Source organism: Mesorhizobium sp. M0040 (genome assembly GCF_040323505.1).
GTDB lineage: Bacteria > Pseudomonadota > Alphaproteobacteria > Rhizobiales > Rhizobiaceae > Mesorhizobium.
This window is the reverse complement of record NZ_JAMYVA010000016.1, coordinates 113,539-133,500: the sequence shown is the minus strand read 5'-3', so window position 1 is coordinate 133,500 and position 19,962 is coordinate 113,539. Positions and strand designations below refer to the sequence as shown.

Annotated in this window: 20 protein-coding genes; 11 read left to right on the top strand and 9 right to left on the bottom strand. The window is 64.1% G+C overall.

Translation table 11 applies throughout. The features are described 5' to 3' along the window. Window positions 1-89: 89 nt before the first annotated feature. The 3 genes from hemF (at window position 90) to NKJ91_RS16680 (ending at window position 1,988) form a co-directional block, all read left to right on the top strand. Entirely contained in the window at window positions 90-1,004 is a 915-nt protein-coding gene (gene hemF / locus NKJ91_RS16690; protein ID WP_352456466.1) for an oxygen-dependent coproporphyrinogen oxidase, read from the top strand. 257 nt (window positions 1,005-1,261) lie between these two features. Beyond that, complete coding sequence (locus NKJ91_RS16685) at window positions 1,262-1,522, top strand: DUF1344 domain-containing protein (protein WP_023679489.1); 261 nt, start codon at window positions 1,262-1,264, stop codon at window positions 1,520-1,522. A 280-nt stretch (window positions 1,523-1,802) separates the two neighbouring features. Then, a complete protein-coding gene (locus NKJ91_RS16680; RefSeq protein WP_023679490.1) occupies window positions 1,803-1,988 on the top strand; it encodes a DUF1059 domain-containing protein in 186 nt (61 codons plus the stop codon). A gap of 3 nt (window positions 1,989-1,991) precedes the next feature. Here the strand turns inward: NKJ91_RS16680 and NKJ91_RS16675 are convergent, their stop codons facing one another. The 3 genes from NKJ91_RS16675 to NKJ91_RS16665 are packed head-to-tail and all read right to left on the bottom strand — an operon-like array spanning window position 1,992 to window position 4,532. Continuing rightward, window positions 1,992-3,260 carry a CCA tRNA nucleotidyltransferase gene (locus NKJ91_RS16675; protein WP_352456457.1) on the bottom strand — a complete coding sequence of 423 codons (1,269 nt, stop codon included), beginning with the start codon at window positions 3,258-3,260 and terminating at the stop codon, window positions 1,992-1,994. Continuing rightward, complete coding sequence (locus NKJ91_RS16670; RefSeq protein WP_352456456.1) at window positions 3,257-3,889, bottom strand: CoA pyrophosphatase; 633 nt, start codon at window positions 3,887-3,889, stop codon at window positions 3,257-3,259. Before NKJ91_RS16670 ends, NKJ91_RS16675 begins: the two co-directional genes overlap by 4 nt. A 13-nt stretch (window positions 3,890-3,902) precedes the next feature. Next, window positions 3,903-4,532: a DUF1285 domain-containing protein gene (locus NKJ91_RS16665; RefSeq protein WP_352456465.1), complete on the bottom strand. Its 630-nt coding sequence runs from the start codon at window positions 4,530-4,532 to the stop codon at window positions 3,903-3,905. A 146-nt stretch (window positions 4,533-4,678) separates the two neighbouring features. Here NKJ91_RS16665 and NKJ91_RS16660 point away from each other — a divergent pair, with 146 nt between their 5' ends. Genes NKJ91_RS16660 through NKJ91_RS16645 form a run of 4 tightly spaced genes read left to right on the top strand, consistent with a single transcriptional unit; the run spans window position 4,679 to window position 11,507 of the window. Then, window positions 4,679-5,683 (top strand): AAA family ATPase, encoded by a 1,005-nt coding sequence (locus tag NKJ91_RS16660; RefSeq protein ID WP_352456455.1) that lies wholly within the window; start codon window positions 4,679-4,681, stop codon window positions 5,681-5,683. Next, entirely contained in the window at window positions 5,683-6,597 is a 915-nt protein-coding gene (locus NKJ91_RS16655; protein ID WP_352456454.1) for a DUF58 domain-containing protein, read from the top strand. Before NKJ91_RS16660 ends, NKJ91_RS16655 begins: the two co-directional genes overlap by 1 nt. Continuing rightward, window positions 6,594-9,416, top strand: a complete 2,823-nt coding sequence (locus NKJ91_RS16650) for a DUF4159 domain-containing protein (RefSeq protein ID WP_352456453.1) — start codon at window positions 6,594-6,596, stop codon at window positions 9,414-9,416. The genes NKJ91_RS16655 and NKJ91_RS16650 overlap by 4 nt, the downstream gene beginning before the upstream one ends. 3 nt (window positions 9,417-9,419) lie before the next feature. Then, entirely contained in the window at window positions 9,420-11,507 is a 2,088-nt protein-coding gene (locus NKJ91_RS16645) for a hypothetical protein (protein ID WP_352456452.1), read from the top strand. Window positions 11,508-11,679: 172 nt separating this feature from the next. On the opposite strand, the gene clpS is transcribed toward NKJ91_RS16645, so the two are convergent. From clpS to NKJ91_RS16630, 3 genes are all read right to left on the bottom strand, one after another. After that, window positions 11,680-11,985 (bottom strand): ATP-dependent Clp protease adapter ClpS, encoded by a 306-nt coding sequence (clpS, locus tag NKJ91_RS16640; RefSeq protein ID WP_023679498.1) that lies wholly within the window; start codon window positions 11,983-11,985, stop codon window positions 11,680-11,682. Between the two features lie 257 nt (window positions 11,986-12,242). Continuing rightward, complete coding sequence (locus NKJ91_RS16635; protein WP_352456451.1) at window positions 12,243-12,458, bottom strand: hypothetical protein; 216 nt, start codon at window positions 12,456-12,458, stop codon at window positions 12,243-12,245. A 34-nt stretch (window positions 12,459-12,492) separates the two neighbouring features. After that, window positions 12,493-12,813 (bottom strand): hypothetical protein, encoded by a 321-nt coding sequence (locus tag NKJ91_RS16630; protein WP_352456464.1) that lies wholly within the window; start codon window positions 12,811-12,813, stop codon window positions 12,493-12,495. 266 nt (window positions 12,814-13,079) lie between these two features. Between NKJ91_RS16630 and NKJ91_RS16625 the strand changes: the two genes are divergently transcribed. Beyond that, window positions 13,080-13,790, top strand: a complete 711-nt coding sequence (locus NKJ91_RS16625) for a response regulator (protein ID WP_352456463.1) — start codon at window positions 13,080-13,082, stop codon at window positions 13,788-13,790. Continuing rightward, the gene (locus NKJ91_RS16620; RefSeq protein WP_023679502.1) at window positions 13,787-15,196 is read left to right on the top strand and encodes an ATP-binding protein; all 1,410 of its coding nucleotides are present in this window, start codon (window positions 13,787-13,789) and stop codon (window positions 15,194-15,196) included. Before NKJ91_RS16625 ends, NKJ91_RS16620 begins: the two co-directional genes overlap by 4 nt. 236 nt (window positions 15,197-15,432) lie before the next feature. Here NKJ91_RS16620 and choV read toward each other — a convergent pair whose 3' ends face one another. The 3 genes from choV to NKJ91_RS16605 form a co-directional block, all read right to left on the bottom strand. Further along, window positions 15,433-16,614, bottom strand: coding sequence for a choline ABC transporter ATP-binding protein (gene choV / locus NKJ91_RS16615; protein WP_023679503.1), 1,182 nt, complete (start codon window positions 16,612-16,614; stop codon window positions 15,433-15,435). Beyond that, a complete protein-coding gene (choW, locus tag NKJ91_RS16610; RefSeq protein ID WP_254819158.1) occupies window positions 16,611-17,465 on the bottom strand; it encodes a choline ABC transporter permease subunit in 855 nt (284 codons plus the stop codon). The genes choV and choW overlap by 4 nt, the downstream gene beginning before the upstream one ends. Before the next feature lie 118 nt (window positions 17,466-17,583). After that, window positions 17,584-18,519 carry a choline ABC transporter substrate-binding protein gene (locus NKJ91_RS16605; protein WP_023679505.1) on the bottom strand — a complete coding sequence of 312 codons (936 nt, stop codon included), beginning with the start codon at window positions 18,517-18,519 and terminating at the stop codon, window positions 17,584-17,586. A gap of 237 nt (window positions 18,520-18,756) precedes the next feature. Between NKJ91_RS16605 and NKJ91_RS16600 the strand changes: the two genes are divergently transcribed. Together NKJ91_RS16600 and NKJ91_RS16595 are read left to right on the top strand one after the other, a co-directional pair. Then, window positions 18,757-19,368, top strand: coding sequence for a thymidine kinase (locus NKJ91_RS16600; protein WP_023679506.1), 612 nt, complete (start codon window positions 18,757-18,759; stop codon window positions 19,366-19,368). Between the two features lie 123 nt (window positions 19,369-19,491). Then, window positions 19,492-19,881 (top strand): c-type cytochrome, encoded by a 390-nt coding sequence (locus tag NKJ91_RS16595; RefSeq protein WP_352456450.1) that lies wholly within the window; start codon window positions 19,492-19,494, stop codon window positions 19,879-19,881. The last annotated feature ends 81 nt before the right edge of the window (window positions 19,882-19,962 follow it).

Sequence of the window (19,962 nt, the reverse complement as noted above, 5' to 3'; positions counted from 1 at the left end):
CACACTTGACCTTTGCACCCAAGAGATTAGGGATCGCGGCCGGAAAAGACGAGTCATTTGTCGGGCGCGCCCGCAACCGGAGACAGGATTTGCAACGACCCGAGATACCGGCGGGGCTGCCAGCCGACATCGAACAGAAGAAGACGAAGGCACGGCTGTGGTTCGAGACGTTGCGCGAGCGCATCTGTGCCAGCTTCGAGCAGATCGAGCAGGACCTGCAGGGGCCGCAGGCCAGCTGGTCGCCCGGCCGCTTCGAAAAGACGCCGTGGCAACGCGATGCCGGCAAGGGCGGTGGCGGTATCATGTCGATGATGCACGGCCGCGTCTTCGAGAAGGTCGGCGTCCACACCTCGACCGTCCACGGCGAGTTCTCGCCCGAATTCAGGAAGCAGATGCCGGGCGCCGAAGAGGACCCCTCCTTCTGGGCAAGCGGCATTTCGCTGATCGCCCATCCGTGGAACCCCAACGTGCCGGCCGTGCATATGAACACGCGCATGGTCGTCACCTCGCGCCAGTGGTTCGGCGGCGGCGCCGACCTGACACCGGTGCTCGACCGCCGCCGCAGCCAGGACGACCCCGACACGATCGCCTTCCACAGAGCGATGCAATTTGCCTGCGAGAAGAACGCGGCGATCGCCGACTACGTGAAATTCAAAGCCTGGTGCGACGAGTACTTCTACCTGCCGCACCGCGACGAGCCACGCGGTACCGGCGGTATCTTCTTCGACTGGCTGCATTCGGATGAGGACAATGGCGGCTGGGACGCCGATTTCAACTTCGTCCAGGACGTCGGGCGATCTTTTCTCGTCGTCTACGGACATCTGGTGCGCGCCAACTTCAATGACAACTGGACCGATGGCGACCGTGACGAGCAGCTCATCCGCCGCGGCCGTTATGTCGAATTCAACTTGCTTCACGATCGCGGCACCATCTTCGGGCTGAAGACCGGCGGCAATGTCGCCTCGATCCTGTCCAGCCTGCCGCCAGAAGCGAAATGGCCGTAAAATCTCGGTGAGCACGACGTGAGCCGCAATCGGGTCCAAATCCCCAGAATTTGACGGCGAATGTGGCGCAAGGCGCGCCAGAAAATATCTTTTTCGTCTAATATACCATTGTAAAGATTGGGCTATTTGTCGCGTCGGGCCGGGAAACGCCGGCGGTTCTTTACTCCCGAGAGCCGCGACCCGACGTGACCGGACGGCCCATGATTGAATGGGGCACCTTTCCCAAGCGGTGCCCGCATTTTCCAGGAGAGCATGCCATGCGCAAGCTTATTATGACCGCAGCCGCCGCTGCCGTTCTCGCCTCTGGTACTGCCGCATTCGCTGCGGTCAAGCACACCACCGGCACGATCAAAAGCTTTGATGGAACGGCGATGAGCCTAGTTCTGGATAACGGAGCCACCTTTACGTTGCCCCAGACCTTCAAGGATCCTGGCCTGAAGGTCGGCGAAAAGGTCCGCGTCACGTGGGATATGAGCGGCAAGGATAAAATTGCCGAGGCAGTCAAGATCGTGAAGTGATGTCCTGCCCGCTGGAGCAAGACGAGGTCTTACTCCTGGGTAGCGTAAGAGGGCGGAGCAGCGATGCTCCGCCTTTTCGCAACCCGATCACTAGAGGGCCGCGTGTCGGCTTGGACGCACGGCACTCTAAGGCAACCAAAACCGTTCGATCGTGTTATGCTAAGCTGGCCAGCGTGTAGCCCGGATACCGGACGCGGTTTCCGGATCGCGCAGTCAAAGGTCTGGAGCTTCCGTGTCATTGCGCGGCGCGGCGCTCCAAGGAGGAAATGAGGAGAAGCCGATGAAGGAATTCCATTGCGGGTCGCTCGTACCCGGCTGCGAGTGGCACACACGCGCCGAGGAGGAGGCTGAGGTCATGCGCCGTGCCGTCGAGCATCTGCGCGAGACGCACGGCGAGACGGTGATCCGCGAGACGATGATCGAGGCGATCCGCTCGCGCATCGAAAAGGTCCGCGACGCAGCGTGACGGTCAGGATTCGAGTGCCTCCGCGGCGCGCTTGAGCAGCGCGCCGCGATCAAGCGCAAAACCGGACTCGACCCATTCCTTTTCGAGATTCTTCAACGTTGCACCAAGCTTCGGCCCCGGTGATGCGCCAAGCGTCGTCAGATCGGCGCCCTTGACCGGAAAAACAGGGTTTTGCCATTTTGCAGCGAAGGCAAGCAGGCGCGAGAAGCCGCCGGCTTCGAGCAGTGCGTCATTGTCTTCGACCGCGCGGGCTCGAGCGGAAGCGAGCAACAGCCGCAACCGATCGACAAAGCCTTGGCGGTCGCCAAAATAAAGCCTTTTCGCCAACTCTCCTTCGGTCGTTTTCGGATCGACGGCAGCCGTGATCGCCCAATTCCGCAGCCGGCTTGCTTCGCTCACGGAAAGCCTCAATCTCTCGGCAAGCGTTTTCATGCGCGCGGCATCCGGCGGCACGATGGCTTCCAGCCTGAGCAGCGGGTCCGGCGCCCAGGCCAGATCCTTCTCGGTCTTGGTCAGCCCGTGGATGGCATCGATGCCCCATTTCTCGCTTTCCGGCAAAACGGCGGTCAGAACGCCGGCCTGGCGCATCCACAGCAGCGCCCGCGACGGATCTGGCGCTGACAGCAATTTCTTCAATTCCCACCAGACGCGCTCGACCGAGAGCTGGTCGAGCCCCTGCTTCAGCCGGGCACAAGCCTTCAACCCTTCGGCATCCGGCCTGCCCTCGCCATACCATGCGAAGAAACGGAAGAAACGCAGGATGCGCAGATAATCCTCGCGGATACGCGCTTCCGGATCGCCGATGAATCGCAGCCTCCGCGCTTCGATATCGGCGATACCGCCGACCAGATCGACGACCGTTCCATCGGCTTCGGCATAGAGTGCATTGATGGTGAAATCACGCCGCTCAGCGTCGGCTTTCCAGTCGCGGCCGAACGACACTTTGGCGCGCCGGCCGTCGGTTTCGATATCGGCACGCAGCGTGGTGACCTCATAGGCCTTGCCGTGGCCGACCGCGGTGACTGTGCCATGCTCGATGCCGGTCGGTACCGTCTTGAAGCCTGCCGCCTCGGCGCGCCGGATGGTTTCCTCGGGCACCGTGGTGGTGGCGATGTCGATGTCGGCGACCGGCTGGCCGATGAGCGCGTTGCGCACCGCACCGCCGGCGACACGCGCCTCCTCGCGGCCATCAGTCAGCGCGGCGAGCAGGCGCTGCAGGTGGCGTTCGCCGAGCCACCCGGCCTTGCCCGCGATCGACACTGGATCGCTCACGAATAGAGCCTTTCATAAAGCGTACGGATGATGCCCGCGGTGACGCCCCAGATGTGCTGGCCGCCATAGGGCATCTCGTAATAGAACCATTCGAGGTCGTTCCACATGCGACTGTCTCTGGTGTGGTTGGCGGGGTCCATCAGAAAGCCCAGCGGCACCTCGAAGACGGCATCGACTTCGTCGGAATTCAGCGTCAGGCTGAAACCGGGCCGCACAATCCCGAGCACCGGGGCGATGCGATAGCCGCTGCCGGAAACGTAGTCCGGCAGACGGCCGATGATCTCGATGTAATCACTATCGAGACCGATCTCCTCGGATGTCTCGCGCAACGCCGCCGCTTCCGGGCTCGCATCGGTTGGATCGATGGTACCACCGGGGAAAGCCACCTGCCCCGAATGGTTGCGCAGCTTTTCCGCCCGCCTGGTCAAAAGGACCGTGGCTTCATGGCCATGATCGACCACCGGGATCAGCACGGCGGCATCGCGCAGCGCCTTGGCCAGCTTCAGCCTGGGATGGCCCGGATTGAAGCGGTGGTCGCCAAAATCGTCGCCGGCATGCGCCAGCGGCTGCGCCGCGACGCGCTGGCGAAACCCGGCAGCGGAAAACGGCAACGGCATCACCTGATCCATCATAGGCGGTCCATCATGCGCTCAGCCGTTTCAGTTTCTCAGCCGGCATGATTGGATAGACCTCGCCTTTGGAACGGACGGCAAACATCGTCTTGCCACCGATGTCGATCTCTTCGCCGTGCTCGACCAGCTCGTACATCACCGGCCGTGCCACCAGCGCCTCCAGCCGCCCGCGCACCAGCACATAAGGCTTCAGGCCACCTGTCTCGTCCTCATCGACGAAGCGCAGCGGGTGTCCCGCCCCAGCCTCTACCACGTCGCCGACATTGGTGCGAAAGGTGACGATTTGTCCGTCGCCGGCGCCCGACACGTCCATCTCGACGGCAATGAAGGGCGCGTCGGCGACGCGGATGCCGACCTTTTCCACCGGCGTCACCAGGTAGGTTCTACCGTCCGCGTCCTTGCGCAGCACTGAGGAAAAAAGCTGCACCAGCGGCATCCGGCCGATCGGCGTTCCCAGATAGAACCAGGTGCCGTCCTGCTTGATTTCCATGTCGAGATCGCCGCAAAATGCCGGATTCCAGCGTTCCACCGGCGCCGGCCCCTTGCCAGCGCGCGTCGCGCGCGAGACCAGCGCCTCCAGCCCGCGCGCCTCGGTCGCGGCCGTCAGCCTCTCTTCACGATAGTCGGCGGCTTCCGTCATGGTCACGAAATAGTCACTGTTGTTCCGCTTGTCAGCCTAAGTCTGTGATTTAAGTTCATTGCAGGCGCCATGCGAGGCCGAATCGCGGCATTCTCTGCGGCACCAAGGTGCCAAGCGGAATTTCCAACCAGAAGGATCGATGCTGCATGAGCGTTATGATCAAGGAAAGCCCGATCAGCGAAAAGGACATGGTGGCGCAGGCCGAGAAAGCGCTGGCCGACATTTCGAGGGTCCGTGACGGCGTCGGCCGGGTCATTTTCGGCCAGGAAAGCGTCGTCGAGCGCACGCTCGTCGCATTGCTGGCCGGCGGCCATGCACTGCTGGTCGGCGTGCCCGGCCTCGCCAAGACCAAGCTGGTCGAAACGCTGGGCATCGTGCTCGGCCTCGATTCGCGCCGCATCCAGTTCACGCCCGACTTGATGCCATCGGACATTCTCGGCTCCGAGGTGATGGAGCAGGATGAATTCGGCAAGCGCTCCTTCCGCTTCATTTCCGGGCCGATCTTTGCGCAACTGCTGATGGCCGACGAGATCAACCGCGCCTCGCCACGCACCCAGTCGGCGCTGCTGCAGTCGATGCAGGAATACCACGTCACCATTGCTGGCGTGCGCCATGATCTGCCGTCACCGTTCCACGTCCTGGCGACGCAGAACCCGCTGGAGCAGGAAGGCACCTATCCGCTGCCGGAAGCGCAGCTCGACCGCTTCCTGATACAGGTCGATATCCTCTACCCCGAGATCGAGGCGGAGCGCCGCATCCTGCTGGAAACCACCGGTATCGAGGATGCCAAGGCTGAAAACGTGCTGCAGCCGGCGCGGCTGAAGGACATCCAGACGCTCATCCGCCGTATGCCGGTGCCGGAAAGCGTCGTCGAGGCGATCCTCAAGCTGGTGCGCTCAGCGCGCCCCGGCCAGGGCAACGCCGATACCGACAAGCACGTCGCCTGGGGCCCAGGCCCGCGCGCCAGCCAGGCGCTGACGCTGTGCACCCGCGCCCGCGCCCTCTATGATGGCCGGCTGGCGCCGTCGGTCGACGACGTTCGCGCGCTCGCCGAGCCGGTGCTGCAGCACCGCATGGCGCTGACCTTCGCCGCCCGCGCCGAGGGCACCACGGTTCGCGATGTTGTGGCGAAGCTCGCGAAAGGGATTTGATGGCGCGCATCGGTGAAGCGCAGGCACCGGCAGCGACGCGCGATGCGCTCGCCAGAGGCCGGTTGCGGGCTTCGTTGGTGCCGGACCTGCTGGTCGAGGCGCGCCGCATCGTCAACACGGTAATTGCCGGCTGGCATGGCCGCCGCAAGCGCGGTATCGGCGAGAATTTCTGGCAGTTCCGGCCCTATGTCGAAGGCGATTCCTCGCGCATTGACTGGCGCCGTTCCGCCCGCGACGATCACACCTATGTCCGCGACCGTGAATGGGAGGCCGCCCACACGGTGTGGCTGTGGGCCGATCCCTCGCCTTCCATGCTCTACAAATCGACCGGAGCCAGCGTTCCCAAGGAATCGCGCGCCCTGGTGCTGGCGCTGGCCATGGCCGAGCTTTTGTCGCGCAGCGGCGAGCGCATTGCCTGGCCGGGCCTGACCGACCCGTTCACCGCCCGCAATGGCGCCGAGCGCATCGCGGCGCAACTGATGCACGCCGCCGACCTGCCGGCAAAGCCCGACCTATCCGGCATTCGCCGGTTCTGCGACATCGTCCTCGTCAGCGATTTCCTCGACCCGGTCGAGGACACCATGGCGTGGCTGGACGTGCTCGCCCGCCACGGCGTGCGCGCCCATCTGGTCGAGGTCGCCGATCCGGCCGAGGAAAGCTTCCCCTATGCCGGGCGCACCGAATTCACCGATCCTGAGACCGGCGACAAGCTGACCGCCGGCCGCGCCGAAATGCTGGGCGAGGAATATCGCCTGCTTTATGCCGCCCGCCGCCAGGAACTGGCCGCCTGGTGCAAACGGCTTGGCTGGAGCTTTACCGTCAATCATACCGATCGCCTTGCCTCCGAGGCGCTGGTGCGCATCCACATGGCGATGACCGGCGAAGGCGCCTTTGCCGGGAGGGCCCGCGCATGAGTTGGCTGCCGCTCTCCTTCGGGGCGCCGATGGTGCTGTGGGGCCTGCTGGCGCTGCCGGTGATCTGGTGGCTTCTGCGGCTGACCCCGCCCAGGCCGCAAACCGAGGTGTTTCCGCCGCTCAGGATTCTCGCCCGCGTGCTGAGGCGCGAAGAAACGCCGCAGCAGAGCCCTTGGTGGCTGACGCTGCTCAGGCTGCTGATGGCCGCGCTTGTCGTGGCAGCACTTGCCGAACCGGTCTTCAATCCGCGCGAAAAGCTGCCGGCCGAGGGCGCTGCCCTGGCGCTGGTGATCGACAATGACTGGGCAAGTGCCGCCGACTGGGGCAAGCGGGTCGCCACCGCCGAGCGGCTGATCGCCGATGCCAATTCGAACGGCGTGCCGGTGCTCATCGCTTTCACCGCCGAGAAGCCGAATGCCGAGATCGGTCCCTTCGATGCCGCTGCCGCGCTCGACCGGCTGCGCGCGGCAAAGCCGCGGCCGATCCCGACCGACCGCCCCGCCGTCTATGCCCGCGTCGCTTCAGCCTTGGAGTCGCTGCCTGGCGCCAGCGTCGCGGTGCTCGCCGATGGCTTGGCGGCGCAAGGCGACGAAGCCGCCTTCAACACGTTGTTGTCGAAGAACGCGGCACGTGTTGTCTGGGCCGTCTCCGACCGGCTGTCGCTGACCGGCCTGACCGGCGCCGACAACCAGGTCGACGGCTTCGCCCTGACCGCCATCCGCGCACCGGGCGATCCGGCACCTGCACAGGTGACGGCCGGCGCGTTCGACGACAAGGGGCGCCGCATTGCCGACGCGACGCTGACCTTTGCCCCGGGCGGAACCACCGCCACCGGCACGGTGGCGGTGCCGTTCGAACTGCGTAACGACTTCGCCTACATCGCGCTCGATGGCGAGCGCCAGGCCGGTGCCGTCCGCGTGCTCGATGAGAGCTCAAAACGCCGCCGCGTCGGGCTGTTGTCGCAGGCCGAGGCCGACCAGGCGCAACCGCTGCTGTCGCCGCTCTACTACATCCGCCGCGCCCTGCAGCCGTTCGCCGATCTGGTCGAGCCGTCGAGCGTCGATCTCGCCGACGCCATCCCGCAACTGCTCGATCAGAAGCCGGCGATGATCGTCATGGCCGATGTCGGCACCATTCCGGAACAAGCGCGGCAAAGGCTGGTTGACTGGGTCGACAAGGGCGGCACGCTGGTGCGTTTTGCCGGTTCGCGGCTGGCCGCTGCCGGCAATGACGACGACCTGCTGCCAGTTCGGCTGCGCACGGGCGAACGATCGCTTGGCGGCGCGCTGTCATGGACGGCGCCGCAGCCGGTCACCGAATTCCCGAAAACCGGTCCCTTCGCCGACCTCGCGCCGCCCACCGAGGTCACCGTCACCAGGCAGGTCCTAGCCGAACCGACGCCCGACATCGTCGAGCGCACCTGGGCTACGCTTGCCGACGGTACGCCGCTGGTGACCGGGATGAAGAAGGACAAGGGTACCCTCGTGCTGTTCCACGTCACCCCCGAGGCGACGTGGTCCAACCTGCCGATCTCCGGCAGCTTCGTCGAGATGCTGCGGCGCATCGTGCAATTGTCGCGCAACCAGGGCGCGGCTGTCGCCAATGCCGAGGCCGCCGCCACGTCGCTGGCACCCTATCGCATGATCGCCGCCGACGGCACGCTGGTGCCGCCGACGCCGGATGCCAGGCCGCTGGTGCCCGGCGCCGGCCCGCTGCCGGTGACGCTGGAAAACCCGCCCGGCCTCTACGGCTCGGAAACGGGAGTGTTCGCTCACAATCTGCTCGGTGGCGACAGCGCGTTCACGCCGCTGGCCCGGCCTGATATCACGGTGCCGGTCACCACCATCCAGTATGCCTTCGACGAACAGCGCAACCTCAAAGGTCCGCTTGTCACGGCCGCCCTGGTGCTGATGGTGCTCGACACGCTTGCCGTATTCTGGATGGGCGGCCTGTTGTCGCGCCGGCCGCGCCGTGCCGGCGCTGCGGCGACGGCAGCCGTCCTGCTGATTGCGCTCGGCGCCTTGATTGGCCACGCGGACGTCGCGCGTGCCGACGACGCCAAGCCGGGAGATACGGAGGCGATCGGGGACATTTCAAAGACCCGGATCGCCTATGTGCTGACCGGCGAGCCGGGTGTCGATTCGATCAGCCGCGCCGGGCTCGAAGGCCTGACCCGCTTTCTTATCGAAAAAACCGCGCTCGAACCCGGAGCACCGGCCGGCGTCGACATCTCGAAGGACGAACTTTCCTTCTATCCGCTGATCTACTGGCCGATCGATCCCTCGGCCCCGATGCCCAGCGAGGCCGCCATCGCCCGCATCGACGCCTACATGCAGCAGGGCGGAACGGTCTTGTTCGACACCCGCGACCAGTTCGCCAATGGCATTGGTGCGGATTCGACCAGCCCGGCGACGGAGCGGCTGCGCGACATCCTCGGCAACCTCAACGTGCCACCGCTTGAACCGGTGCCGTCGGACCACGTGCTGACCAAATCCTTCTACATCCTTCCGGAGTTTCCTGGCCGTTTTGCCGGCAGCCCGCTTTGGGTCGAGGCATCGCTCGAAGCCAGCAACACCGAGAACCGCCCGGTGCGCACCGGCGACGGCGTTTCGCCGATCATGATCACCGCCAATGATTTCGCCGGCGCCTGGGCGGTCGACGAGAATGGCGACCCGCTATTGCCGACGGTGCCGTCGGATCCGATGCAGCGCATCTATGCGCTGCGCGCCGGCGTCAACATCATGATGTATATGCTGACCGGCAACTACAAATCCGACCAGGTGCACGTCCCGGTGCTGCTCGAACGGCTGGGGCAATAGACCATGAACTGGTCGCTCGCCTTCGAACCGCTCATCACCTGGCCGCTGCTCGCCGTGGTTCTGGTGCCGCTGCTGCTGCTGGCGCTGGCCGGCCTTTGGTTTCGCCAGCGCGGCGCGGTCTTCCGCCTGACAGCCCTGATTGCGCTGGCTGCGGCGTTGCTCAATCCGGTGTTTCTCAACGAAGAGCGCGAGCCGCTGAAAAGCATCGTCGCGGTCGTCGTCGATCGCAGCCAGAGCCAGGATATCGGCGACCGCACCAAACAGACCGATGAGGCGTTGGCCGGGCTTCAGCAGCGTCTCGGCCGCTTCAAGCAGTTCGACGTCCGTGTCGTCGAGGCCGGCAAGTCCGAAGCCGCCGACGAGCGCACCGAGACGCGGTTGTTTTCCTCACTCGAAAATGCTTTCCGCGACGTGCCGCCGTCGCGCATCGGCGGCGCCATCATGATCACCGATGGCGAGGTGCATGACGCGCCGCCCGGCGCACCCGACTTCAATGCCCCGCTGCACGCGCTGATTACCGGCAACGAGCATGAGAAGGACCGCCGCATCCGCTTCGAGAATGCGCCGCGCTTCGGCCTCGTTGGCAAGCCGCTCGACATGACGTATCGTGTCATCGCCACCAACAACGAGACCGGCCCGGTCGATGTCCGCGTATCGGTCAACGGCGAGCAGGTATCGGTCGAGCACGCCAACATCGGCCAGGCGATGCCGCTGCAGGTGACCATTCCCAGCGCCGGGCGCAACATCGTCGAACTCGCCATCAACCACGAGCCGGGCGAACTCACCGACACCAACAACCGCGCCATCGCGCTGATCGACGGCATCCGCGAAAATCTGCGCGTGCTGCTTGTTTCCGGCGAACCGCATGCCGGCGAGCGCACCTGGCGCAATTTGCTGAAATCCGACGCTTCGGTCGACCTCGTGCACTTCACCATCCTGCGCCCGCCGGAAAAGCAGGATGGCACGCCGATCAACGAATTGTCGCTGATCGCCTTCCCGACGCGCGAGCTGTTCGTCGAGAAGATCAAAGATTTCGACCTGATCATCTTCGACCGCTATCAGCACCGCGACGTGCTGCCGATCCTCTATTACGACTACATCTCCGAGTATGTCGAAAAGGGCGGCGCGCTACTGATCGCGGCAGGCCCCGAATATGCCGGCGAAAGCTCGATCGCCCGCACGCCGCTGATGTCGGCACTGCCGGCAATGCCGACCGGCGAGGTCATCGACAAGGCCTTCTACCCACGTCTCACCGATACCGGCCAGCGTCATCCGGTAACGCGTGGGCTCGACGGCTCCGCGACCGAGCCGCCGCACTGGAGCCGCTGGTTCCGCACCATCGGCGTCGAGAACCCCGAGGGCGAGGTGGTGATGAAGGGTGCCGACAACCGGCCGCTGCTACTGCTCGATCGCAAGGGCGAAGGCCGCGTCGGCATGCTTTTGTCCGATCAGGGCTGGCTGTGGGCGCGCGGATTCGAGGGCGGCGGCCCGCACGTCCAGCTCTACCGGCGCATCGCCCACTGGCTGATGAAGGAGCCCGAACTCGAGGAAGAGCGGCTGACCGCCGACGGCCGCGGCATGGTGCTGGAAATCCGCCGCCAGACGATGAGCGACGATCCCGGCCCGGCGCAAGTCATCACGCCGTCCGGCAAGGCACTGATCGTCAGGCTCGAGAAATCCGAGCCAGGCGTCTTCCTCGGCAGCGTCGAGACCAGCGAAATCGGTCTCTATCAGGTCGGCAATGGCGACCTGACGGCATTGGCCCATGTCGGGCCGGTCAACGCCCCGGAATTCACCGACGTCGTCTCCACCGAGAACCGGCTGAAACCACCGGCTGAGGCAACCGGCGGCAGCGTTCGCCGGCTGGCGCCGGCATCGGCCATTGGCAACCTGACCAGCACCGTCACGCTGCCATCCGTAGTCCCGGTCCGTTCCTCGGGCGCGGCTTCCGGCAATGACTGGATCGGCCTGCGCACCACCGACGACAGCGTGCTCAAGGCCGTCTCGCGCGTGCCGCTGTTCGGCGGCTTCCTCGGCCTCGGCCTGCTGCTTCTGGCGATGGGCTCGATGTGGTACCGCGAAGGGCGGTAACGCGGTTTATCCTTCTCCCCTTGTGGGAGAAGGTGGATTGGCGCGCAGCGCCAAGACGGTTGAGGGGTGCTGGACGGAGTGCCGTCCTTGCCAAGCTGGAACACCCCTCATCCGACCGAGCTTCGCTCGGCCACCTTCTCCCACAAGGGGAGAAGGAAGAAAGCGAACCGCCCTACTCCTCCGGCTCCGTCGTGAACATCAGCGGGTAGCCCTTGGCCTTGCCGGCATCGGTTGCCCGCGCCGCCTTAGTCTCGGCGACATCCCTGGTGAAGACGGCGACAACGCAGACGCCGCGCCGGTGCGCGGTGATCATTATCCTATGCGCCTGGTCTTCGCTGAGCTTGAACTCGGCCTTCAGCACCGTCACGACAAACTCGCGCGGAGTGAAATCGTCATTGACCAGGATGACCTTGTAGAGCTTCGGCCGTTCGACCTTCGGCTTCGTGCTGGTACGGGGTTTTGTCGTGATTTCAGGCATTGGACCGGCAATTGCGTACGACAGCTTTGCGGTCATTTTGACATGGGCAAAAGCGGTCGTCCATTCAACCGCGCGCGATCGGCTTCCCGGCAGGCGCAGTTCAAAAGTCCGTGCCTATGTGGGAACTGCCGTCTGGCGTTCAACGGGGGGTGTGGGCCGGGACTGGCCCTACTGTCTGCACGCAACAAAAAAGACGACCGCTCCAGGCAAATCGCAACTGGAGCGGTCTTCTCATAGGGTAGAAAGATGTCGCTTGATCAGGCCTTCGGAGTTGCCTTGACCGCGTGCTTCTTGTGCTTCTTGACGGTCTTCTTGGCAGCGACCTTCTTCACGGCCTTGGCCGGCGCAGCGGTCGTCGTTGTCGTCGCAGCCGGGGTGGTGGTCGCGGCATTGGCGCTGCTGGCGCCGAGAACCGGCATCGAGACGGCCAGCGCGATGGCGAGACCGAGGGCGGAGAGGAGGGACTTTTTCATGGCTTCACTTCCTTTTTGTGCAGATCGGATTGTGTCACTGAACGGGATCGATCGGTGTCACTCCAAGCAGCTTCAAAGCATTCGCGAGCATCCGGATTCCCTGTGCCTGTTTCTTGTTGGCGCAGAACCGGTTTCCCTTTCTTTGAAGTGCTTTCGCAGCGGTGACCTGCGTTGCCGCGGCATGGGTTTCGAGGGCTTCGTCAAACTGGCGGTTCAGATCGATGCAACGCTCGCTGCGGGTGGTCGCCACCTTTGCATCGGCCGCCTTTGCATTGGCCACCTTCGCATCGGCCAGTTTTGCATCGGCATGTTCGACCGCGGCCGTGACGAGCGAAATGGAAAGCAACGCACCCATCAGACTGATCGAGAACCTTTGCTTTGGTCTGTCCGTAATCCCGTAACGCGTGTCGCAGCCGATGACCTGACCGCCACGGCACCACTTATGCCTTTGATTTTTTTCGGCAGTTTTTCCGGATTGTAGAATTTTGTTTCTGGATTGTTTCTGGGCAGCCCGGATCGAGCCGCCGATCTTCACTGGCCAACTTATGGCCTGAATTCTATCGTCTGGCTGACGGCCGAAGCAGCGCTTGGGCGATCCACAAATGACAGGTTCCCGGTGAAATCCGACCCCACATACTGATCGTCGACGACGACAAGGGCATTCGCGACCTGCTTCAGGAATTTTTCCAGAAGCGAGGGCTGCATACATCGATCGCCGCCGACGGCACCGAGATGGAGACCATCCTGCGCCGCGCCCAGGTCGACCTGATCGTCCTGGACGTCATGCTGCCCGGCAAGAGCGGGCTGGAGCTCTGCCGCGAGTTGCGCGCCAATTATTCGACGCCGATCATCATGCTGACCGCGGTTACCGAAACTACCGACCGCGTGGTTGGGCTGGAGATGGGCGCCGACGACTACGTGCCGAAACCCTTCGATCCGCGCGAGCTGCTCGCACGCATTCGTGCCGTCTTGAGACGCAATGGCGCCGCCGAACCGCGACGCGCCGCCTCGCGGCAGATCTACCATTTCGCCGGCTGGACGATGGACTGTTCGCGCCGCCGGCTGATGGCGCCCGGCGACGTCAGGATCGAGCTGACGATGGCCGAATTCAATCTCCTGCAGACCTTCGTCAAGAGCGCGCAGCGCGTACTGAGCCGCGAGCAGCTGATCGAGCTGTCCGGCGGCGACAGCGGCTACAGCTTCGACCGCAGCGTCGACATTCTGGTCAGCCGGCTGCGGCGCAAGATGGAGGACGACCCGAAAACGCCGAAGCTGATCCTGACCGTGCGCAGCGGCGGCTACCAGTTCCTGCCTGAGACGACCTCCGAATGAGACGCATCCTGCCGCAAACGCTGCCGGTCTGGGTGCTGCTCATCGTCATCGCCGGCCTGCTGATCAGCCAGATCGCGACCCTTTACATCGTTTCGCGCGACCGTGCCGCCGCCAATGACGTCGTCGATCTCTACCGGCTGAACGACCGCGCCTTCTCGCTGGTGCAGCTGATGCATGATGCTACGCCGGAACAGCGCAAGGCGACGGCCTCCGGCCTGTTCAACGCCACTTATGCGCTCACCGTCTCCGACACGCCCGCCGTTACTTCGTCGATAGCCGGCGACGACGAACTGGCCGAATTGGAAGACATATTGGTCGGTCGGCTATCGAAGTTCGGCATCACCGACGCGCGGGTCCGCCGCGACCCGGCAACGCACGAAGCCGACGCTCCCGGTGGGACGGTCGCCGGTCCCGATATCGGCCAGGTCGAGCGCGACCTGCTGGTGCTGGCGGCCGATTTCGCCCAGAGCGACAAGCTGACCGCTTCGCTTCGCTTTGCCGACGGCCAATGGCTGAACTTCACCGAGCCGAACACACCGGCCGGACCGATACTGAGCTTCGATAGCCTGCCGCTCTATGCCTTGATCGCCGGGCTGGTGGTGGCTTCCTCGATCTGGTCGCTGCGCCGGCTGACGGCGCCCTACCGGATGATGGAGACCGCGGTGAAGCGGATCGGCGAGGACCTGAAAAGCCCGCCGATCGCCGAGAGCGGCAGCCGCGAGGTGCGTACCGCGGCAAAGGCGGTCAATGCCATGCAGGCGAGGCTGCGCGCCTACGTCGAGGACCGCGAGCATCTTGCGGCCGCACTGGCGCACGACCTGCGCACGCCGCTGACCAGGATGCGGCTGCGCCTCGAACTGCTGAGGAATTCGTCCGTGCGCGCCGCACTGGCGCACGACCTCGCCGACATCGAAGGCATTGCCAGCTCGGTCATCGACTTCGCCACTTTCGAGGTGACCGAGGAGAAGAGCGAGAGGATCGATTTCTGGTCGCTGGTAGAATCGATCGCCGACGGCTTCGACGAGGTCTCCTTCGACAATGAGGACGCGCGCTCGCGCGGCCTGATCTGCGTCGCGCGGCCGGTCGCGCTACGGCGCTGTGTCACCAACCTCGTCCAGAACGCGGTGACCTATGGCAAGAGGGCGCATCTCAGCCTGCGTCAATCAGGCAAGACAATCACGCTGGCGATCCATGACGAGGGTCCGGGCATACCGCAAGCCGAGCTCGACGCCGTGTTCGGCTCGTTCGTGCGCCTGGAACAGTCGCGCAACCGTCAGACCGGCGGCCTCGGCCTCGGCTTGACCATCGCCCGCAACATCGCCCGTAGCGCCGGCGGCGAAGTCAGCCTGTCCAACCATCCCGATGGCGGCCTGATGACGGAGCTGCGCCTGCCGCTTGCGGTTTAGCTTGCGGTATCGGGCTAAGCCGGCGTTCCTTCGCGCCCCCTCTGTTCTGCTGGACACCTCCTCCACAGGTGGGAAGATTGGCCGTCGTCGCCGATTTCGCCAATTACAAACGTTGGAATGTGAGAGCCGTCCGCGAAACCGCCGATCTCCCCCAAGTAGGAGAGATGTCCGACAGAACAGAGGGGGGCGCGACAGAACTCGGCGTTTGGTCTTGGTTCTCTCCCCAAGGAGAAAAACTACCTTCTCAACACCGCGCTCAGCACATCCCTGACGCCGATGGCGCCGACAAAGCGCGACTGGTCGTCGAACAGCGCCACCGGTGCCGTCTGCGAGCGATGCATGGCCAGCATCACGGTCTTCAGCGAGGTGCCGGGATTGGCCCAGAACACCTGCGCCGTCTCCTCCGGCTGGGCTTCGACATCGGCGCAGGACACCCATACCGCGGGCTTGCCGTCGCGCTCGGCCGCCGCCACCAGCCCATGCTCGTCGATCTTGAAACGCGTCGTCCTGCGCCGGTCGAGCCACACCCAGCCGTTCTCGCCGTGTTCGAGGTCGCGGCGGTCGCGCATGACGTTCCACGCGGTCAGCACCGAGAGCGGGTTCACATTGGCGATGAAGTCGCGGACATAGTCGTTGGCGGGCCGCAGCACGATGTCTTCCGGCGCGCCGGTTTGCACGATGCGCCCGCCTTCCATGATGGTGATATGGGTGCCGATCTTCAGCGCCTCCTCGAGGTCGTGGCTGACGAAGATGATGGTCTTCTTCAGCTCGGCCTGGAGCTGCAGCAACTCGTCCTGCAGCTTGGTCCGGATCAGCGGATCGAGCGCCGAGAACGGCTCGTCCATGAGCAGGATCGGCGCCTCGGTGGCAAAGGCGCGCGCCAGGCCGACGCGCTGCTGCATGCCGCCGGAAAGCTCATGCGCATATTTCTTCGACCACTGGTCGAGATGAACCAGCTTCAGTTGCCTGTTCACCCGCTCCTTGCGCTCGGCTTCGGGTACGCCGGCGAGCTCGAGGCCAAGGCCGACATTCTCCTCCACCGTGCGCCACGGCAGCAGCCCGAACTGCTGGAACACCATCGCCACCTGCTTCTGCCGCAGCCGCCGAAGCGTCGCCTCGTCGCAGGTGACGACGTCGACCGTACCGTCGCCGTCCTTGACCAGCACCTGGCCGCGCGAGACGACGTTCAGCCGGTTGACGGCTCTGAGCAGCGTCGATTTGCCGGAGCCGGAAAGCCCCATCAGCACCGAGATCTCGCCCTCGTTCACGGTGAGGCTGGCGCCGGCGCAGCCCAGTACGTTGCCGGTCTGTTCGAGGATCTCGGCTCGGGTGGCACCACTGTCGATCAGCGCCAGCGAGCCTGCCTGGTCGGCGCCGAAGACGATGTCGACATTCCTGAAATCGACGGCGACGGTCATTTCTTGCCTCCCACGCCGATGCGCGTCATCCGGTCGAGCACGATGGCGAGCACGACGATCGCCAGCCCTGCCTCAAGCCCGAGGTCGATCCTGCGCGAACCGAGCGCCCGGTTGATTTCCGTACCGAGGCCGCCGGCGCCGATCAGGGCGGCGAACACCACCATCGACAGCGACAGCATGATCGACTGGGTCAGCCCAGCCATGATGGTCGGCAGCGCCGAAGGCAGCTCGACCTTCCACAGCAGCTGGCGCTTGGTGGCGCCGAACGCCTCGCCCGCCTCGACGATCGATTTCGGCACCGAGGTGACGCCGAGATGGGTGAGCCGAACCGAGGTCGGGATGACGAAGATGATGGTGACGATCAGGCCGGGCGCGTTGCCGAGGCCGAACAGGGTCAGCACCGGGATCAGGTAGACGAAGGTCGGCAATGTCTGCATCAGGTCGAGCACCGGCAGCATGACGCGATACACCTTCGGCTTGTGCGCGGCCCAGATGCCGAGCGGCACGCCGATGGCCATCGACACGGCGGCGGCGGCGACCACCAGCACCAGCGTCTCCACCGTCTGCTTCCACAGGTTCTGGTTGAGGATGAACAGCAATCCGATGAATACCGCCAAAGCCAGGCCTTTCGAGCGCTGCAGGAAATAGGCGAGCAGAGCGATCAGCGCGATCAGCAGAACCGGCGGCAGCAACAGCAGCCCGTCGACGATGCCGTCGAGCAGGAAGTTGAGGCTGTTGGAAAAAGCCCTGAAGATGGTGTCGAAATTGTCGGTGAGAAAGCCGAAAAACGCCTTCCCCCATGCCCCGATGGGAATCTTGTAACTGACCAGGAATTTGGAGATCGGATCCATCTAGCCCCTCTTCTACCGGCGCCGTCCTTCGCCGGACGGTCATCTTGTCACAGGATATGAAAAAGGGCAGCCATTTCTACCGTGGCTGCCCCTTGTCTCGTCATGCCAGATGGTCGGGTCAGCTTCCGAGCGCCGTTTTCACCGCAGCCGCCGCATCGCCGCCGTCGAAGGTGGTGACGCCGGCGATCCAGGGAGCGACCGCGTCCGGGTGCTTCTTCAGCCAGTCGGTCGCGACCGTATTGGCGTCGCCGCCCTTCAGGATCGCGTCCATCATCTCGCCTTCCATGTCCAGGTTGAACTTCAGATTGGCGATGAACTTGCCGGCGTTCGGACATTCGCTCATGTAGCCCTTGCGTACATTGGTATGCACGGTGGCAGCACCAAAGCCGCTATCTCCCATCCCCTCGAGATAGGTGATCTTCATGGCGCCCATCACCGGATGCGGCGTCCAGCCGAGGAAGGCGATCCATTCATTGTTCTTCATCGACTGGTCGGCCTGGGTGAGCATGCCGGCCTCGGAAGATTCGACCAGTTCGAAGCCTTCGAGATTGGTCTTCGGATCCTTGATCATGTCGAGGATGATGCGGTTGCCGTCATTGCCGGCCTCGATGCCGTAGATCTTGCCGTCGAACTTGTCCTTGAATTTGCCGAGATCGGTCAGCGTCTTGACACCGGCATCGGCGACATAGGTCGGAACGACGATGCCGTAGCCGGCACCGCTGAGATTTTCACTGACGGTCTCGACCGAGCCTTCGGCGGCATAGTCCTTGATGTCGTTGGTCATCGACGGCATCCAGTTTCCGAGGAACACGTCGAGATCTTTGTTCTTCAGGGACGCATAGGTCACCGGCACCGAAAGCTGGATCACCTGCGGCTCGTAGCCGAGCGCCGTGAGCAGCACCGAGGCGACGCCGGTGGTCGCCTGGATGTCGGTCCAGCCGACATCGGACAGACGCACCGTCTTGCAGCTTTCCGGATCGCCGGCGAAGGCCCCAGTCGTGGATAGAAAAGCCGCCAGGCCGAGGCCGGCGACGAATGAACTCATACGCGACATGAAAATTCTCCCATTTCAGTTCTCGGTGAAGCGAAGCGACGGTTTTATCTCCGCCTTTGTTCCGTCAGCCAAACATCATTCTGCTGCGGTTTCAAGCACTAAGGCAATCACGAACAACGGCGCAGGCTGGCCGATCAGCGACACGCCCGCCGCTTTCCGGATGGAAGTCGCCTTTTCCCGGTGGAATGTAGGCGCTCCCCCTCCCCGCTTTGTTGCAACTCGGCTTAAAAGGACGGCATGGCCAAGCTGTACTTCCATTATGCGACGATGAATGCCGGCAAGACGACGATGCTGTTGCAGGCCTCGTATAATTACCGCGAGCGCGGCATGACGACGATGCTGTTCATCGCCGGCCACTACCGCAAGGGCGATACCGGGCTGATCTCGTCGCGCATCGGCCTGGAGACGGAAGCCGAGATGTTCCGCGACGGCGACGATCTGTTTGCCCGGGTCGCCGAGCATCACGACCACGCCACGGTCCATTGCGTCTTCGTCGATGAGGCGCAGTTCCTCGAAGAGGAGCAGGTCTGGCAACTCGCCCGCATCGCCGACCGGCTGAACATCCCGGTCATGTGCTACGGCCTGCGCACCGATTTCCAAGGCAAGCTGTTTTCCGGATCGCGCACCCTGCTGGCAATCGCCGACGACCTGCGCGAGGTGCGCACCATCTGCCGTTGCGGCCGCAAGGCGACGATGGTGGTGCGCCTCGGCGCCGACGGCAAGGTGGCGAAACAGGGCGAACAGGTGGCGATCGGCAAGGATGTCTATGTCTCGCTCTGCCGCCGCCATTGGGAAGAAGAAATGGGCCGCGCCGTGCCCGACGATTTCATCGGCTTCACCAAAACCTGACCAGCGCTATTGCTTTCATCCGACCTCCCGGCCGACATTCGTTCGCCAATCGCGCCATCGTGCGGCGCTTGTTTAAGGCCTGCTTCCTATTTCAGAACCTCTCAGAGCCGTCGGGGAGTTCCCATGCTTCGAGCCATTTCGTCTGCCGCTGCTTTCCTCATCGCCGGCGCTCTTGCCGCGCATGCCGACGGCGATGCCGCTCTCGGCAGGAAAGTCTTCAACAGATGCATGGCCTGTCATGAGGCAACGAGCGACCACGACAAGGTCGGCCCGCATCTGCTGGGTGTCGTCGGCCGCACCGCCGGCACCGCGGACAGTTATCTCAGCCGCTACTCGCAGGGGATGAAGGACGCCGGCGCCGCCGGCCTGGTCTGGGACGAAGCAAACCTCGCCGAATACCTGCGCGCGCCGCGGCAGAAGGTCCCGGGCAACAAAATGGCCTTCTCCGGCCTGACCAGCGACGATGACATCGCCAATGTCATCGCCTACCTCAAGGCCGATCCCAAGCCCTGAGCATCGCTCCCGACCTAAAGTCCAGCCGCGGTTGAAGCGGTGTCTGACCGGACGGCAGTTACACCGTAATCATTGCCTGAC